This window comes from Comamonas sp. BIGb0152, assembly GCF_024809975.1.
GTDB lineage: Bacteria > Pseudomonadota > Gammaproteobacteria > Burkholderiales > Burkholderiaceae_C > Comamonas.
Genome location: NZ_JANUDY010000010.1, coordinates 130,730 through 147,647 on the forward strand (window position 1 = coordinate 130,730; position 16,918 = coordinate 147,647).

At 55.1% G+C, this 16,918-nt stretch carries 18 protein-coding genes and 1 pseudogene; 11 read left to right on the plus strand and 8 right to left on the minus strand.

The window, feature by feature from the left end; all coding sequences use genetic code 11:
• Nucleotides 1-5 precede the first annotated feature (5 nt).
• The 3 genes from M2375_RS18480 (at nt 6) to M2375_RS18490 (ending at nt 4,634) form a co-directional block, all read left to right on the plus strand.
• A complete protein-coding gene (locus M2375_RS18480; RefSeq protein WP_259169402.1) occupies nt 6-3,410 on the plus strand; it encodes an NBR1-Ig-like domain-containing protein in 3,405 nt (1,134 codons plus the stop codon).
• 8 nt (nt 3,411-3,418) lie between these two features.
• Nucleotides 3,419-3,676 carry a MafI family immunity protein gene (locus M2375_RS18485; protein WP_259169403.1) on the plus strand — a complete coding sequence of 86 codons (258 nt, stop codon included), beginning with the start codon at nt 3,419-3,421 and terminating at the stop codon, nt 3,674-3,676.
• A gap of 149 nt (nt 3,677-3,825) precedes the next feature.
• Nucleotides 3,826-4,634, plus strand: a protein-coding gene (locus tag M2375_RS18490; protein ID WP_259169404.1) for an IS5 family transposase whose coding sequence is annotated in 2 segments (ribosomal slippage) — nt 3,826-4,153 and nt 4,153-4,634 — 810 coding nt in all. Because the reading frame shifts where the segments join, the coding sequence is not laid out codon by codon here.
• A gap of 2 nt (nt 4,635-4,636) precedes the next feature.
• Here the strand turns inward: M2375_RS18490 and M2375_RS18495 are convergent.
• A pseudogene (locus M2375_RS18495) lies at nt 4,637-5,017 on the minus strand (IS481 family transposase); the annotation flags it as partial.
• A 153-nt stretch (nt 5,018-5,170) separates the two neighbouring features.
• On the opposite strand from M2375_RS18495, the gene M2375_RS18500 reads away from it, so the two are divergent.
• The 6 genes from M2375_RS18500 (at nt 5,171) to M2375_RS18525 (ending at nt 8,419) form a co-directional block, all read left to right on the plus strand.
• The gene (locus M2375_RS18500; protein ID WP_259169406.1) at nt 5,171-5,605 is read left to right on the plus strand and encodes a DUF4265 domain-containing protein; all 435 of its coding nucleotides are present in this window, start codon (nt 5,171-5,173) and stop codon (nt 5,603-5,605) included.
• A gap of 407 nt (nt 5,606-6,012) precedes the next feature.
• The gene (locus M2375_RS18505) at nt 6,013-6,234 is read left to right on the plus strand and encodes a hypothetical protein (protein ID WP_259169407.1); all 222 of its coding nucleotides are present in this window, start codon (nt 6,013-6,015) and stop codon (nt 6,232-6,234) included.
• Between the two features lie 140 nt (nt 6,235-6,374).
• On the plus strand, nt 6,375-6,602 hold the full coding sequence (locus M2375_RS18510; protein ID WP_259169409.1) for a hypothetical protein: 228 nt from the start codon (nt 6,375-6,377) through the stop codon (nt 6,600-6,602).
• 165 nt (nt 6,603-6,767) lie between these two features.
• Nucleotides 6,768-7,235, plus strand: a complete 468-nt coding sequence (locus M2375_RS18515) for a hypothetical protein (RefSeq protein ID WP_259169411.1) — start codon at nt 6,768-6,770, stop codon at nt 7,233-7,235.
• A gap of 192 nt (nt 7,236-7,427) precedes the next feature.
• Nucleotides 7,428-7,844 carry a hypothetical protein gene (locus M2375_RS18520; protein ID WP_259169412.1) on the plus strand — a complete coding sequence of 139 codons (417 nt, stop codon included), beginning with the start codon at nt 7,428-7,430 and terminating at the stop codon, nt 7,842-7,844.
• Nucleotides 7,845-7,981: 137 nt separating this feature from the next.
• Complete coding sequence (locus M2375_RS18525) at nt 7,982-8,419, plus strand: hypothetical protein (protein WP_259169413.1); 438 nt, start codon at nt 7,982-7,984, stop codon at nt 8,417-8,419.
• 104 nt (nt 8,420-8,523) lie between these two features.
• Here the strand turns inward: M2375_RS18525 and M2375_RS18530 are convergent, their stop codons facing one another.
• From M2375_RS18530 to kdgT, 7 genes are all read right to left on the minus strand, one after another.
• Nucleotides 8,524-9,015 carry a S1 family peptidase gene (locus M2375_RS18530; RefSeq protein ID WP_259169414.1) on the minus strand — a complete coding sequence of 164 codons (492 nt, stop codon included), beginning with the start codon at nt 9,013-9,015 and terminating at the stop codon, nt 8,524-8,526.
• Complete coding sequence (locus tag M2375_RS18535) at nt 9,008-10,441, minus strand: TAXI family TRAP transporter solute-binding subunit (protein WP_404979349.1); 1,434 nt, start codon at nt 10,439-10,441, stop codon at nt 9,008-9,010. Before M2375_RS18535 ends, M2375_RS18530 begins: the two co-directional genes overlap by 8 nt.
• Before the next feature lie 42 nt (nt 10,442-10,483).
• Complete coding sequence (locus tag M2375_RS18540; protein ID WP_259169415.1) at nt 10,484-11,506, minus strand: P1 family peptidase; 1,023 nt, start codon at nt 11,504-11,506, stop codon at nt 10,484-10,486.
• Between the two features lie 108 nt (nt 11,507-11,614).
• Nucleotides 11,615-11,923 carry a hypothetical protein gene (locus M2375_RS18545; protein WP_259169416.1) on the minus strand — a complete coding sequence of 103 codons (309 nt, stop codon included), beginning with the start codon at nt 11,921-11,923 and terminating at the stop codon, nt 11,615-11,617.
• A gap of 188 nt (nt 11,924-12,111) precedes the next feature.
• On the minus strand, nt 12,112-12,957 hold the full coding sequence (locus M2375_RS18550) for an ureidoglycolate lyase (protein ID WP_259169417.1): 846 nt from the start codon (nt 12,955-12,957) through the stop codon (nt 12,112-12,114).
• A gap of 98 nt (nt 12,958-13,055) precedes the next feature.
• Nucleotides 13,056-13,817, minus strand: a complete 762-nt coding sequence (locus tag M2375_RS18555) for an SDR family oxidoreductase (RefSeq protein ID WP_259169418.1) — start codon at nt 13,815-13,817, stop codon at nt 13,056-13,058.
• Between the two features lie 75 nt (nt 13,818-13,892).
• The gene (gene kdgT / locus M2375_RS18560) at nt 13,893-14,936 is read right to left on the minus strand and encodes a 2-keto-3-deoxygluconate transporter (RefSeq protein ID WP_259169419.1); all 1,044 of its coding nucleotides are present in this window, start codon (nt 14,934-14,936) and stop codon (nt 13,893-13,895) included.
• A 256-nt stretch (nt 14,937-15,192) separates the two neighbouring features.
• On the opposite strand from kdgT, the gene kduD reads away from it, so the two are divergent.
• Together kduD and kdgR are read left to right on the plus strand one after the other, a co-directional pair.
• Nucleotides 15,193-16,020: a 2-dehydro-3-deoxy-D-gluconate 5-dehydrogenase KduD gene (gene kduD / locus M2375_RS18565; RefSeq protein WP_259169420.1), complete on the plus strand. Its 828-nt coding sequence runs from the start codon at nt 15,193-15,195 to the stop codon at nt 16,018-16,020.
• 40 nt (nt 16,021-16,060) lie between these two features.
• Entirely contained in the window at nt 16,061-16,900 is an 840-nt protein-coding gene (gene kdgR, locus M2375_RS18570; RefSeq protein WP_259169421.1) for a DNA-binding transcriptional regulator KdgR, read from the plus strand.
• The last annotated feature ends 18 nt before the right edge of the window (nt 16,901-16,918 follow it).

The window sequence follows — 16,918 nt, forward strand, 5'->3', positions numbered from 1 at the left end:
GAGTTATGAATAAAAATACATATGCAAAGCAACGTCCACTGAAAACAAGTATTTTTCATTTTTATAAATTCGCGGTTTTTATTCTATTGCTTTTGGGTATGGGTAATTTTGCCCGTGCTCAGGATGACTCTCAATTGTTTATGACGGGTATACAGCCTAGCATGGTCGAGGGAGATATCTATCGATTTCAGATTGGCTATCGAAATACCGGAACTACCACTTGGTCCGCAGGCCAGGGCTATGTGTTGGCATCTCCCCAAAATAACTGGGATGCAGGGCCTATCTCCATAAAGCCCGGTGAGCCCATTCCGCCGGGTAGAGAGTTCAGTACTTATGTTACGGTAACCGCTCCGCCTTGTTGCAATACACGCCTTGATTGGCAAATGAGAAAGGGGCGTCAAGAATGGTTTGGCTCTACAGCATTCTGGGAGAAGGATAATTACTCTACGGGTACTTTCATTCAGATAACCCGAAAACCACAAATCCCTAATCGAGCGAGTTTTCATTCCCAAGACGTGCCACTTCAGATGGTAGGAGGGCAGACGTATACGATTTCGGTGACGATGAAGAACACTGGAACGGCTACTTGGAATGAAGCGGGTCAGTATCATCTGGGTTTGCTAAACTCAGCAAATCCTACAGTTTGGGGCGTAAGTCGTGTTCCGGTTAAAGGCTCTGTAGCGCCAGGCCGACTCCATACTTTTACATTCGATATCACTGCCCCTTCCACACCGGGAACGCATAAACTTATTTGGAAGATGCTACAAACCGGTGTTGAGTGGTTTGGCAGCTCAAGCTGGACTCTCGATATTGATGTCTCACCGCCTGAGCCTAACAGTGCATCATTTTTATCGCAAAGTGTGCCAGTGAACATGGTTAGAGGGCGGCAATACACTGCATCAGTGACCATGAAGAATACAGGAGCGCAAATATGGTCTGAGGGTGCACAGTACCGGCTTGGCTCTCAAAATCCCCAAGACAATGCCAACTGGGGTTTGGGCAGGGTGCAGCTAACGGAATCCGTAGCTCCGGGGCAGTCTTATACATTCAGTTTTCCCATCAATGCCCCCACTACCCTTGGTATCCATTATTTTCAGTGGCAGATGGTGCAAGACGGTGTTGAATGGTTTGGTTCAAAATCAACAAATCTCGCAATCGATGTTGCTGATCCGGTACCGAACGATGCAGAATTTGTATCGCAAACCATCCCTGAAAATATGGTGGCAGGGCAGCCATACCTCGCATCTGTGACTATGGTAAATACGGGTACTGCCACCTGGTCTGAGGATGATGGGTATCGGTTAGGTTCACAAGCGCCACAGGATAATGCTCTCTGGGGACCATCCAGAATCTTTATCGCTAAGCCTGTGTTACCTGGAGAGCAGTACACATTCAGTTTTCCGATCATGGCACCTATGCCTGTCGGAACTTTCTCCTTCCAGTGGCAAATGGTACAAGATGGTGTTCAGTGGTTCGGCAGCAAGTCCGACGAGTTGAAAATACCACTCCTGGCTCCTGTACCCAATAGCGCTGCGTTTGTATCGCAAAGCGTGCCAGAAAAAATGGTCGCAGGACAGCAATACAGTGCATCGGTAACGATGAAGAATACCGGCACCGCAACTTGGGCAGAGGCTGATGCATTTCGCCTCGGCTCTCAGAGTGCTCAAGATGATATTTGGGGCGTATCAAGAATATCCCCAACCAATTCCGTCGCGGCAGGTGAGCAGTACACGTTCAATTTTCAGATTACAGCACCAGCCATGCCTAATACTTATGGCTTCCAATGGCAAATGGTACAGGGCGATGCTGCCTGGTTTGGGGGTAAATCTGATAATAGGGAGATCGTTGTAGCTGCACCAGCCGGTAGCAACAGTGCCATTTTTGTTGCACAAAATGTCCCTGGTAGCATGATTGCGGGCGAGAGTCACCAAGCGCTGGTCACCATGCGCAACACAGGTACTACCACGTGGACGAGCGGTAACGGTTATCAATTGAGGGCGCAGAACCCAGCGGACAACAATATATGGAATGCGGGCCCGGTTGCGCTCAATGGCACAGTACCGCCCGGGCTGGAGTACACCTTCTCCTTCCCGATCACAGCGCCTACAGAGCCGGCAAGCTATAACTTCCAGTGGCAAATGGCACAGGGTACGCAGTGGTTCGGCGCTGCATCTACGAACACGGTTGTTCCCATCTTGGAGTCCACTGGAGACGATGGCGCTGACTTTGTCTCGCAAAGCCTGCCTGCGACAACCATGACGACTGGGCAAAGCTACACAGTGTCCGTCACGATGAAAAACACCGGCACTTCTACTTGGTCCGCTGGTGACATGTACCACCTGGGTGCGCAGAACCCGCAAGACCCTGTTAACACCATCTGGACGGGTACAGGTCGGGTGTCACTGGATACCCCTGTAGCCCCCGGCGAGGAATACAGCTTTAGCTTCCCTGTCACAGCGCCCGCCAATCCTGGCACCTACAACTTCCAATGGAAGATGCTCCGTGGCGATGCAGCTTGGTTTGGCGCACAGACGACCAACATCGCGGTGCCTGTCGTCGCAGCAACCATCACGGAAACGATCACGTTTTTCCACAACGATGTCTCCGGCTCCCCCATGCTGGCCACTGATGCCAGCGGCAACCTGCTCTGGAACGAAAGCTATTTGCCTTATGGGGAGCGCCTTAACGACATTGATGGCAGCGACAATACCCTGTGGTTTACGGGTAAGCCGCATGATAGTGATACGGGTTTGTCATACATGGGGGCGCGGTACTACAATCCTGTGTTGGGGCGGTTTATGGGTATCGATCCTGTGGGATTTGATGCTGATAATTTACATAGCTTTAATCGCTATGCCTATGCTAATAATAATCCTCATAAATATGTAGACCCGGATGGGAGAGCATCTGTAATTGCGATCGTTGGGGTTGTGCTGTTATCCGGAGGGGCTTCATATGCGCTTGCTCCTCCTAGTAGGCAGCAGGAGATGCGAGATTCGTTAAGTCGGCTTGGGCGTGCTTTTAGTGGGGTCTTTAATTCTTCTTCAAATTCATCTGCATCGGGTACAAATGCGCCTACCAATGGAGGTGGCGCTAATGGTAACAAACCGAGCCTGCTAGACCCCAAAGGAGAGCAGCATATTTTAGATGGTGACAAAACGGGTGGAGGTCATCGCCCCGGAACTGGAAAACCAAACAAAAGCGAGTTTCCTACTGGCTGGTCAGATGACAGAATTAAAGGAGAGATATCAGATGTGGCTACGGACCCGGCTTCAACAAGACTCCCTGGTCGTAGAGGTCGCGAGGTTGTGCGTGGGACTCGCGGCGGTATTGACATTGAGGTCATTGTTGAACCAAATGGAAGAATTGTTACTGGATACCCAACAAACGTACCGCGTAATCCGCCATAAGGTGCAATATGCCTGATTTTAAAAATATTGAATATCTATTGTCGCAGCTGATGCTGGAGGCGCAATTGGTCTTCTCAGATGTTGAAATGAGCGAGGTTCAGAGATTTATTGCCGTAGGAGAGTATGGTCTTGCTTTAGAGACAATAGTAGATATTTACTTTGAAGAGAAAAAGGTTGCTTCAATGCGAGCTATTAACATAATTGAAAGTCTTGCTTATGCGATGTCAATGGATCCAATTTCATTATTGCGAGGTATTTCTAAATAGCTTTATTTGTCGCATCCCTGACGATTGAAACTATAGATACCGCTAGTCGCTGTTCATGGCTCGCGAGGTGCTGCGCGAGCTTATACAGTAGGAGTCGCTAACATCACTACCCAAAAGACCCGCATGCAGCAGCTATGCTTCATGTACCCATGGCAAGACAACCCGTTAGCAAAGAACTGTGGCTGCAGTTGCAGCCCCTGATACCCACCTTCACTCCATCCACCAAAGGTGGCGCACGCAAGCTCGCGGTGAGCGATGAGGCCGCCCTCAATGGCATCTTGTTTGTGCTGCATACCGGTATTCCCTGGGCTGACCTCCCACAATCGCTTGGCTATGGCAGTGGCATGACTTGCTGGCGGCGACTTCGGGATTGGAGCGCAGCAGGGGTTTGGCAGAGGTTGCATCAGTCCATGCTGATACGTTTGCGTGAACACGACCAGATTGATTGGAGCCGGGCGAGCATTGATGGCTCTTCGGTGCCAAGCCCCCGGGGGGCCAGGAAACGGGTCAAAACCCCACCGATAGAGGAAAACTCGGCTCCAAACGACACCTCGTCGTAGACGCCAGAGGCATCCCGCTGGTAGTTCTTGTCAGCGGTGCGAACAGACATGACTCCATGGTGTTCGAGCGGTGCGTGGACGCGATCCCTGGCATTGCAGGCCTGCAGGGCCCGGCTCGCAAGCGACCAGCGAAGTTGCATGCAGACAAAGGCTATGACTACAAACGCTGCCGTGCCCATCTGAGGCAGCGAGGCATATCCAGCCGTATTGCCAGGCGCGGCATTGAAAGCAGCGAAAGGCTGGGAAAGCATCGCTGGGTGGTGGAGAGAACGCACGGATGGTTTGCTGGCTTTGGCAAGCTGCGAATCCGCTTTGAAAGGCGTCTGGACATCCACGAAGCGTTTTTGAAACTGGCAGCCGCGATCATCTGCGCACGCTTCGTAGATAGGTGGTGTTAGCGACTCTTAAAAGCCTTGTGCGCCTGCGTACGTTCGGCTGGCTTGAGCGCGTTGAGATTGCCTACGCCGTGCCTGCGCAGGCACCGGTCCAGGCCCGAGCGCGATACCGTGCTGCAGATGAACTCGCGGGTGACGGCTAGCAAGTCATCGAGGGGCAGCAATAAGGCTCGGCGAAGATGTACCACCACAATTTCTTGCGCGGGTGTGAGTTGTGTTTGTAAGCGATGGGCGGTGTGAGAGGGGTCTTGCACGCTTTCGCGCTTCTTCCATTTGTAGACCGTCTGTTCGGTCATGCCAAAACGCTGGGCCAGTACGATGGCGGTCTCATCGCTGGCAGCGATCTGGGCACGCACTGCTGGGGTGGTGCGTGCATTCTTGTGCAGAGCTCTTTACATGACAGGCTCCCGGTGGACTGCACTGACTGTACAAGCTCGCGCTACACCTCGCGAGCCATGAATAGCGGATAGCGGTTTTTGTCTATGCAATCATCAGGGATGTGACAACTAACAAAAAGTGATAAATAAGAATTGATTTTCATGCATAAAAAAATACTTTTCAACTATGGCGACGCTGAGTCCGATGAATTAAGTTTGGAAAGCATCTGGGTGATTCCTGTAGACAGAGGTTTTAAGATTGATAATATTCCATTTTATGTTAGAGGAATTGCATTGAATGATATTGTCAGTGCGAAAAATGATGAGGATGGAGTTCTTAATTATGTGAGTATAATCCAAGCTTCTGGGCATAGTACTATTCGACTATGGTTCTCCGAAAATCATAAAAAGGATATTCTGTTGATGAGGAATATTCTTCGGGTTAGAGGTTGCGAATCCGAGCAGAGCGAACTTTCTCGATTAGTGGCTGTGGATATTCCTCCGTCGGTCTGCTATGAGGGTGTTCGTGCTATCTTGGATGAGCAGGAAAAGCTGGGTGTATTCGAGTATGAGGAAGCATGCTTGGGATTCCTGTAGACTTATTGATTAATAGATGTCTTTTTTAGATTAAAAGCCCTCTATTTTTAACGAGAGAATAAAATTTTAATTTTCGAAAACCCTTTTTATTAAAGGGCAAAAGAATGATGGGTTAACACTGGCTGTCTCATCGCTGGCAGCGATCTGGGCGCACACTGCTGGGGTGGTGCAGGAATTCTTGTGCAGGGCTATTTGTATGACAGGGTCCCGGTGGGCTGAACTGACTGTGCAAGCTCGCGCAGAACTTCGCTCGCCATGGACAGCGGATAGCGATTTTTATCTATGCAACCTTCCAGGATTCGACATTGAGCGCTATGCTTCATTGGATTGGAATAGGTGTTTCAATTTAAACAATGCGCCTATGTCAAATCGTATTGACCTCATGAAAAAATCACTGATTTTATAAAATGAAATACGTTTGTAATTTTATTTATACGAATTCTTCCCCTGATGCTGTGTTGTTGGTGTTGGAGCCTTGGGGGGAAGAGGTGTTGCTTGCTTCTGGGGGGAGTGCGGAAGTGATTGGAGAAGGTGGTTTGGCTGGTTCCGCTTTCGAGCTTGAGCAGTTAGATGATCGATTGATTGTGTATGCATGGCCGGATTCGGTAGCTTCAATCAGTATCTTATAGTCATTTTCGGATATTTTCGCTCTATGCGTTTATTTGCATGGAATTTTATACAATATCTAATCAAATGATTGAGTATATTGGGGGTTTCTTAAGAATTTATTGACGGAAAATTTTAGCTTAACTGTGCAAGGAAAACTTTTATGCCTGATAAAAAATGGAAGACGCTCATTTTAAGTGATGTTAACTATCAAAGCTTATTAGCGGAAGTTAGTTATGACGGCCAATTTTTATTGCTTTTTGACCGTGAGCAGGGGCATAACTGCGTCTGCATAACGTTCCCACAAGACGATGGAATGTTAGGTGTGAGAATATCCCTGTCTGAGTTCGTTGCCCAGCTAAAAACTTCTGCAGAAAATTTGTATCGCTGATATTTTTGCTTTGAAGTCATTCAATCAATTATTTAATATTTTGATTTCGATGGAGTTATATCGCTGCTGAAGCAGGCAAGTGGATGGGCCAACAATGGACCTACTATCGGCGCAAGTTATTTTGGTCGCGCGATGCTCTGCTGCCAACAACAGAGGTACATAATTATGCGATTACTTGAATTTGACACTGAAGGCCTATATTCTATTCAAGGCTTGCTTCGCCAAGGAATAGTTGGCTACGCCACTGACACTCCTACGCCGCGCGGTATATCAACTATTTGGCTTTTCCTTGCTAATGATTCCATACTGAAAATCTATACAACGATGCACGATACGGTGGGTTGGAATGAGGTCGGTACCCTTGTTTTTCGACTTGTTGAAAAAGATGAAAATGTGCCCGAAATATTGCCATTGCCGCAAGCCTGGAGGGACATAACGGTTATCGAAAAAATGCTAGTGATGGACGATTATTTCACGGCAGAAAGTGGACTTCAGATCAGCAATGGCTTAGGTGAAGCATTCACCATCGTTTGCTCTGCAAACGTATATCAAATTGAAGTCGCGGCACCTTTTTTTCATGGAGATTTTTTGCCTGAGTATGAGGTATACCATTGCAAATGCCTGTCCTTATGATGTAAATCTCTCAGTGGATTCGAGCTGCTTTATGAAGTGATAAGCGCATGAGTGAATGGAGCCTGGGTGCCATATTTAAGAAGAAGCTACAGCGCATGCGTAAGACGATGCAGATCACAGGTATCTATTTAATGGTGTGCAGGGACTATCAGCTTTCTGATATTTCGATTTCGATAGTAGGATTGAAATACGATGTCTGCATCCAATTTACAAATAATCAATTTGCGATCAATCGGATCGATTGAGTTGACCCCGCGCTCGACGGTGTGTTTGCTGGTCATTGACGCTGTATCTCCTGCCATGGATTTCGAAGGTTTGGTGCGAGCCCTTATCCCCGCAGGATGTCAATACTTTATGATCTTAGGTCATGCAGCGGAGGACGTGCATGAGGCTTTGGATCATGCTATTGAAGATTGTGATTTAGGGTATTATGGTACGCCTACTGCTGTACACAACGATGAATCCGCTGATGACGTAGCATCTTTTTTGATTAATGCAGCGATTCCAGGTCAAGCAAATGTGCGTTGCGTAGTTGGCTACGACAAAGAAGACGATGCAGTGCGTGAAATCCTGAAGAAATTGCGTATTGAATCTTCGAGGAAAAAGTGATTATTTAATTCAACGCCATCAAAAGGGGTATGCGCCATGTCCTCGTTGAGTGGTCTGCATGGTTTCAACGACTGTTAAGATCATCGCTTAACGAGCAGTTTGATATTTTCCAAAATTATCATTCAATAGATATTCAGATGACATCTAGCATAGATATATCTAAGGATACGCGAAGTGAAAATGGTTTTGTCTACGAAATAGATATCGACGCGCATCGAGAGGTGGTCCCACTCATCACCACCAGATGGTCTCCTGAGGCCTACAAAAAGCAATGGGTGGAGGCGCTTAAATTTCTTGTTGCATCCCGTTCGAGCCGATGTGCTCTTATCATATGCATTCAGCCGGAATCTGATAGTTATGGAATTACTTATTGGGCCTTGTTCAGAGAGGGTGATTTTGTTTATTTTCAAGAAAGGTTTATTCGTGAAAATTATCGAAGATTTCTCATTTCACCCAGCATGGTAGAGAGATATATGCCCGATAGGATGGAAGGTGCTTTCGAAGAGTACAGCAAAGTATCAGAGTGGATTTTGCCAATTTCATATTCAGAGGTTTCTGTTGTCTGTAAACGATGAGTATTTTGAAAATCATCATTTGTAAGCTAGATTGTTTGTGTAGCTGTGTCAGCGCAGAGCAAACCCTTGCGATATGAGAAATCGTCGGCAGCACCAAGGTCTAGCTACAATGGACGTTTACAGCTCCCATCATCTATAACGGGCATAAAAGTGATAGTGGCATGTTGGATTTCAAAATTAACCATATTTACATCGACGCCTTGTGCCTCAAAAAGCTTTTTTGCTTTTGATAAATTTCCTTTTCGGGCTGTGACAACAATACGGTTAATTTTGTAATCAATTTGCGATCCGGTGATGTATTGGTTGCTATTAAATTTGTTGATAACCTGGTTGTGAAACCTCTCCAGCTCCGCAATACCATATTTGACATAAGCAATACGCAGATTTTTCTGAATATCTTCATTCAACGCTATTGGTGATGTCAGGCCGAGCACCAATTTACCATCGCTGCCCAGCCACATGCCGGCGTATTTGTCGCCAGCCGCTTTAAAAATAGCAGCGCATTGGCTTTCTGTCGGGGCGAGTGTGTTGAAAGCGTTTGCGGCGGAATGGGCGACGAGTAGTGGGAAGGCAATGGCTAAGAAAACTCTAATCATGTGAATCCACCTGCTGATCGGTAGTGCCTGTGTCCCCAACAGCGCCCAAGCCATCCCCACGCCCCTTCTGCTCCAACTTCTGCAACACCCAGTGGATATGGCTGCGCAGCGCATACAGCTCATCCGCATACGACAGCGGCACGGTGATCTTCTCCACCTTGCGGCTGAGCTCCAGCAGTTCGGCCTTTATGCCATCGCGGTCGGGGTTGGGCTGCTCCATGTCGTGCTCGATGGCGCGCAGCTGGCCGTACCACTTGAAAACGCGGGAGCGCACGCGGAACTGGTAGAGGGGCGGCACCACACGGGACAGCGGCAGCATAAAGGCCAGCAACACGCCCAGCACCAGCCACATGCGCTCGACCAGGTTGGCCAGCCAGAAGGGCAGGTAGCGCTGCAGCAAGGGGGCGGGCTCGTTGATGGCGCGTACGCCTTCGGGGGCGACGGCCAGCTCGCTGCTGCGGGTGTTGGGAAAATCACGCGCCCGGTTGAACCAGCCGGCCTGGCTGTGGATGCCCTGCGAGGCCTGGGCGAAGAGCTGCTTGATGGCAGGGTGGGTGTCATCGCGGGCCAGCAGCGAGGTGGTGGAGGCCAGCAGGTGCACGTTTTGCGGCGGCAGATTGGCAGCGAGGTCCACAATGCCGCGCGGCAAGGTGACAGGGCTCAAGAACCTGAACTTGCGGCCATAGGCCTCGTTTTGCGGAAAATCCATCAGCTGCACGCCGGGGGTTTTCAGCAGCATCTGCACCATCGGTGATTCGGGCGCGGATACCAGGACCAGCGCGTCGATCTTGCCGGCCAGGAACTCGACGGTGGCGGGGGTCTCGGCCAGGTGTGACAGCCGCAATTGTTGGAGGCTGAGGTGGTTGGCTTCCAGCAGCTGGTTGAAGAGGTTGGGCACGCCGCTGCCGGCAGTGCCAACATTGATGCGCCAGCCCGCCAGCTGGGTGAGATTGCTCAGGTGCTGGCGCTTGGACAGGCGCTGGGCGGAGTCTGTGCGGTAGAACAGCCAGACGGGTTCGACAAACAGTGCGCCCAGCGATGTCAGATTCTCTTGGTCTTCTTCGGTCAGCTCGGCGGTGCCGCCTTGCACAAAGGCCAGATCGACTTTGCCATCGCGCAGCAACTGCAGGTTGTCGAAGGAGCCTTCGCTGCCCACCAGTTCGACGCGGATTCTGTTTTTGGCCAGGGTGTTGCGGTACTGCTCGCCAAAGCTGGCGTAGGCGCTTTGGGCGGGGCCGGTGGCCAGCTTGACCTGCGAGGGCGGGTTGGGCTTGAGCCACCAGTAGGCCGACACGATCAACGCGACAGCCAGGATGACCAGCGGGCCGCCGGAGACCACGGCATCGCGGATATTGAGCACCAGGGTGATCAGGGTTTGGCGCAGCCCGTAGGCTTTCTGGCGCATGGACGTGGAGCGGTCACCCATGGTGTGTGGTGGGCTGCCGGGGCAGCGCTGTTGGAATGGCTCTTACTGTAAATCAGCAGCGCTGGGCAGATGCACCGCTTTGTGGTTATCTCCGGCTTCGATTTGTAAACGATTGGCATGCAGCACGGCCTGCAAGGTGGCCTGGGCCACGGCCTCGGCGGCCATCGTTGCCAGCACCATCATGCCCAGGCTGCGCCCTGCAGCGCCGGTGCCCAGGCAAAACAAGGTATCGCCATCGGACATGGTATGCACCGGGTTGATGGCGCGCGCCAGCCCATCGTGGCCCACGGTGGCCAGGCGGCTGGCCTGCGCCTTGGTGATGACCGCATCGGTGGCGATGACGCCAATGGTGGTGTTGGTGCCCGCCAGCAGGGGCTGGGGCGGCTCGCCGCGCAGCAGGGCGCGGCGCGTGTCGATAAGGCCGCTGCCATCGCGGGTGCGTGCACCGGCCACCACTTGGGCGGTGTCTGGGTCCAGCACATCGCCCAGCGCATTGCAGGCAATGATGGCACCGACTGTGACGCCATCGATGGTGACCGAGGCGGTGCCAATGCCACCTTTCATGGCCCGCTGGATGCCAAAGATCTTGCCCACCGCAGCGCCCGCGCCTGCGCCCACATTGCCCTGCGCGGGCATGGCGCTGCTGGCAGCCTGGCAGGCGGCATAGCCGGCCTGGGCATCGGGGCGGATGCGCATATCGCCCACCAGCACATCAAACAGCACGGCGGCGGGCACCAGCGGAATGCGGCCTACCGAAATATCAAGGCCCACACCTTGCTCTTCCAGCCAGCGCATCGCGCCGCTGGCCGCATCCAGCCCCCAGGCGCTGCCACCCGCCAGCATGATGGCGTGTACGCGCTCGACCAGGTTGGTGGGGTGGAGCAGATCGGTTTCGCGGGTGCCGGGTGCGGCGCCGCGCACATCAACGCCGCCCACCGCCCCGGCCTTGGCCAGGATGGCCGTGCAGCCGGTGGGGCGGCGGCTGTCGGTGAAGTGGCCCACTTCGATGCCTTGGACCAAGGTGATGGAGCCGGCCGGAGCCATGGGGAGGGTTTGGGAGGACATGGCCCGATTGTGGGCCAACTGGGCTTGTCGCTGTGGAGGCAAAGACAGCGGGCTGTCAAACAGGTGTCTGACAGCCCGCAAAGAGGGAGAGGCAGCAGCGCCTGCCGATCAGGGCCGGATGACGATCTGCGGGCTGATGACAATGGCCTCGGGCCGGCGCGGTGCCACCAGCACCGGGGCGGCATAGACGGGCTGCGGCGCGTAATAGGCCGCCGGGCGGTCATGGCAGCGGCGCTTTTCCTTGTACTCGCCATTGCGCTTCCATTTGCGCTCTACCTTGCAGTTGCCGTCCCAGAACTGTTCCTTGTGTTCCTTGCGGTGGTGGTGGCGTCCGTGGCCATCACCATGGGCCCAGCTGGCATCGGCCAGGCAGGACAGCGCCAACGCAGTGAGCAGTGGGGTCAACAAACGGTTCATGGCAGGGTCGGGGGCAGTGGAGGATGCTGGCAGCTTAGCGGAAAATCCTGTATCAAAAGATGAGCAATGGTTGCTTTGTACATCAGCCATAGCGGCTGTTTTGATGGTGTAAATCTATGGTGATGGCTGCTACGATTTTTCCATCTGTAAGCACCCGTTGCCGCGCTGGCGTCGGGTGCTGTACAGCATCAGGCGTTGACGGTGGTCTGCTGCTGCTCGCCGAGGCCTTCAATGCCCAAGCGCATCGTTTGGCCGGCCTTCAGGTAGACAGGATGGGGCTTGATGCCCAGGCCCACGCCGGGCGGGGTGCCGGTGGAGATGATGTCGCCGGGCTGCAGGCTCATGCACTGGCTGACATAGGCGACGATCTGCGCGACGGTAAAGATCATCGTCTTGGTGTTGCCGTTCTGGAAGCGCTTGCCATCCACATCCAGCCACATGGACAGGTTTTGTGGGTCTGGCACTTCATCGCGGGTCACCAGCCAGGGGCCGATGGGACCAAAGGTGTCAAAGCCCTTGCCCTTGTCCCAGGTGCCACCGCGCTCGATTTGCCATTCGCGCTCTGAGACATCATTGACCACGCAGTAGCCGGCGACATGCTCCAGCGCTTGCGCTTCGGTGATGTATTTGGCGGCCTTGCCGATGACCACGCCCAGCTCGACTTCCCAGTCGGTCTTGGTAGATCCACGGGGGATCTCGACCGCATCGTTGGGGCCGCAGATGGCGCTGGTCCATTTGTTGAAGATCACCGGCTCGGTGGGGATGGCGGCGCCCGATTCGGCCGCATGGTCGGCGTAGTTGAGGCCGATGCAGATGAACTTGCCCACGCGCGCCACACAAGGGCCGATGCGTGGCTGGCCGGGAACTGCTGGCAGCGTGGCTGGGTCGATCGCGCGCAAGCGGGCCAGTGCGGCGTCGCCCAGTTGCGCGCCTTCGATATCGCTCAGCACGCCCGACAGGTCGCGCAAGGTGTTGCTGCTGTCGAGCAGGCCGGGCTTTTCCTGGCCCACCGGGCCGTAACGCAGTAGTTTCATGTCATCTCCAAAGGGTCAAATTGCATGCAGGCGCCAGTCTAGGTGCCTGCAGGTATGGATGCTGTCGCGCAGCGGTAAAAGTGGGGGGCAGGCGGGCTTTAGTTGGACCAGCCGCCATCAATCACATGGGCCTGGCCGGTGGTAAAGGCCGCCTCGTCCGATGCCAGGTAGGCCACCAGTGCGGCAATCTCTTCGGGTTTGCCGACGCGGCCCATCGGTTGGCGGGCCACAAAGGCGGCGCGTACCGCGTCCACCGACAGCCCATCGTGCTGGGCCTGCGCGGCAATGCGCTGGCCCAGTGATGGCGAATCGACCGTGCCCGGGCAGATGGCATTGCAGCGCACGCCCCGGGTGCAGTAATCGGCAGCGATGGACTTGGTCATGCCGATGACCGCTGCCTTGGAGGCACTGTAGGCAAAGCGGTTGGGCACGCCCTTGATGCTGGAGGCGGCTGACGACATATTGATGATGCTGCCCCGGCCGAGCTGCAGCATGCCGGGCAAAAAGGCGCGGATGCTGCGGTACATGGCTTTGACATTGAGGTCAAAGGCCAGGTCCCAGTCGTCTTCGCTGCATTCAAGCACGCTGCCGGCATGCACAAAGCCTGCGCAGTTAAACAGAATGTCGATGGGCCCGAGCACCTCGGCCAGCGTTTGCACCTGCACGCTGTCGCGCACATCCAGCTGGCGCGCATCCAGCCCCGAGCCCGCCAGCGGGCCGATATGGATGTCGGTGGCAATCACGCGGGCGCCTTCGGCGGCCAGGCGCTCGGCGCTGGCGCGGCCAATGCCTTGGGCGGCTGCGGTAACCAGCGCCACCTTGCCTGCCAGGCGGCCGCTGCGCACGGAAGAAATTGTCATGGAGTCATTCCTGTGAAAGATGCCGGGCGCGCCACGGGGCAGCACGCCAGGCGGGGGGGTAAAAGCCGGAGGTGTTTAGAAATGCCCGTCGTGGGCCAGCTTGGCCGGGCTGGCTGCTGCGCTGGGTAAGGCGTCGGGTAAGGCGCTGGATTCTGTTGCCGCTGGCTGCGCGCGCCGGCCGTATTTGCGGGCCCACATGGCCGTCAGAATCGGCACAAGGATGGCGGTCAAGAGGCAGGCCGTGGCGGTAATCGCGGTGGCGGAATCGGCCATGGACTTGAGCTCGGGCACCATGCTGCCGATGATTTGCGGATTGGCGACCGCCGCGCCGGCGGTGGATGAGGCAGCAAGCCCTGCGGTGCCATTGCCCCCGCCGATAAATTTGTCCGCCAGGATCAGCGGGATGCCGGTGACGATGATGACGGCCACGCCGACAAACACACCGGTAAAGCCGCTCTTGGCAATAACGCCCAGGTCAATCGAGCAGCCCAGCGCAAAGCCGAAGAAGGGGATCAGCGGGTGTACGCAGCGGCCAAAGAACTCGCGCAGCTTGGGATCCAGGTTGCCCAGCGCAAAGCCGATCAAAAACGGCAGCACTGCGCCGGCAAACAAACGCGGCTCAAACACCGCCACGCCGGTGGCGCCCAGGATCAGCATGCTGACCAGCGGGCCCGACTCGATGGAGGTGAGCACAAAGGCACCGGCTTCCTCTTGCGTGCCGTACTGCTGCATCAGCGCGGCATACAGCCCGCCATTGGTCATGTCCATCGCGGTGACCAGGGCCAGCACCGACAGACCGGTGAACAGCCCAGTCTGGATGCCGCCGGCGGGCAAAAAGCGCGTGGCCACCATCGCCACCACCCAGGCCACCAGGATTTTGGTCAGCACCAGGGTGCCTGATTTTTTGAGCACCACGCCCGTCGCCTTGAGGTTGATCGTCGCCCCCATGCAAAAGAACCAGACCGCCAGGATGGGCACGGTCCCCGTCATCAGCCCGTTGGTGAACGAGCCAAAGTATTTGCCGGCGTCCGCCGCAAAGGTGTGCACGCAGGCACCCAGCAGCAGGGGAATCAGCATGAGCCCGCCGGGCACACGCTCAATGGTTTTCTGGATTTCCATGTCTCGCTCCTCACACTTTGGTGATGCATTTGTTATCGGTTGTAGAGGTGTTGTCCGATGACTACCGAAGCAACCGGGACAGTGTTCCATAAATTTAAAATCTGAAAATAGCTGGTAAACCCTTTGTCTAATTCCATTCATAAAAATTTACGGAACAGTGTTCTGAAAAAATCGGACTGTGTTTCAATAGAGGCCATACCTCTTGGCAGCCCGGCTTTTCGCTGGCTGCTTTTGTGTTCCCTCCAAGCCCCGATCCATGTCCTATTCCCCGATTGCCCCAGCGCCTGCCGCATCAGCGTCCATCCCCCACCACCCCTTTGGTCTGCAGGGCCGGGTAGCCTTGGTCACAGGCTGCAATACCGGCATTGGGGCGGGCATTGCGGTAGCGCTGGCGCAGGCGGGGGCCGATATCGTCGGCCTCAACCGCAGCGATGCCAGCCAGACGGCTGCCCAGGTGCAGGCCTTGGGCCGGCGTTTTATCGCTGTGCAGGCGGATCTATCCCGCACGGCAGCCATTGCCGATGTGCTGGCGCAGGTGCTGGCAGCCTGTGGCCAGGTTGACATCCTCGTGAACAACGCCGGCATCATCCGCCGTGCGGATGCGCTGGATTTCAGCGAGGACGACTGGGATGCGGTGATGAACACCAACCTCAAAAGCCTGTTCTTTCTGTCGCAGGCCGTTGCGCGCCACATGCTGGAGAGCGCCGCGCAGCAGGGCGCGCAGTGGCAGGGCGGCAAGATCATCCACATTGCATCGCTGCTGTCGTTCCAGGGCGGGGTGCGGGTGCCGTCGTACACAGCGGCAAAAAGCGGGGTGCTGGGCTTGACCCGCTTGATGGCCAATGAGTGGGCCAGCAAAGGCATCAATGTGAATGCGATTGCGCCTGGCTATATCGAGACCAATAACACCGAGGCGCTGCGCCAGGATGCGGGCCGCGCCGATGCGATCTTGCAGCGCATCCCGGCGGGCCGCTGGGGCCAGCCGGCCGACCTGGGCGGGGCGGCGGTGTTTTTGGCTTCCAGCGCGGCCAATTATGTGCATGGCCATACCGTGGCCGTGGATGGCGGCTGGCTGGCCCGATAATCGAGGCCATCCAGCACAGCAACCCTAGAAGGACGGACCGATGAGCGAGAGCCCCGCAGCCATGGACAAGACCGATACCGTCGCCGCGGTGGAGAAGGCTTTTGCCATTTTGGAATGCCTGGGCAACCAGCGCGATGTCAGCGTGACGGCGCTGGCCCAGCAGCTGTCGCTGTCCAAGTCATCGGTACACCGGCTGCTGCAAACCTTGAAGGCGCTGGGCTATGTGGCGCAGGATGGCGAATCGGAGCTGTACCGCGCCACCTTGCGGCTGTTTGAGCTGGGCGGCAAGGCGCTGGAGAACACCGACTTGGTGCGCGAGGCCGATGAGGACATGCGCCACCTGGGGGCGCTGACCCGCGAGACCATCCACCTGGGCGCGCTCGATGAAGACGCCATCATCTACATCCACAAGATCGAATCGGATTTTGGGCTGCGCATGCAGTCGCGCATTGGCCGGCGCAAGCCCTTGCACAGCACTGCCATCGGCAAGGTGCTGCTGGCCTTTATGCCTGCTGATCAGGCCCGGGAGCTGTTGTCGTCGCAGCCGCTCAAGCTGTTCACGCCCCGTACTTTGAACTCGGTAGATGCGGTGATGGACATCCTCCCCCGGGTGCGTGCGCAAGAAGTGGCCGAAGACGACGAGGAGGCCGAGCCCGGCCTGCGCTGCATTGCGGTGCCGGTGTTTGACCGCTTTGGCCATGTGATCGCGGCGCTGTCGGTGTCCTTCCCCATCATGCGCTGCGGTGCGGACACGCCGCACTACTACCGCAGCTTGCTGAAAGGCGCGAGTGCTGCGATCTCGCAAAAGATGGGCTGGCATGCGCCGCAAGCTGAACCAGGCGAGCAGGGCAGCGCCAGCGGCAGCCACGAGCAGCTTTAAAGGGGCAAGCGCAGGCCT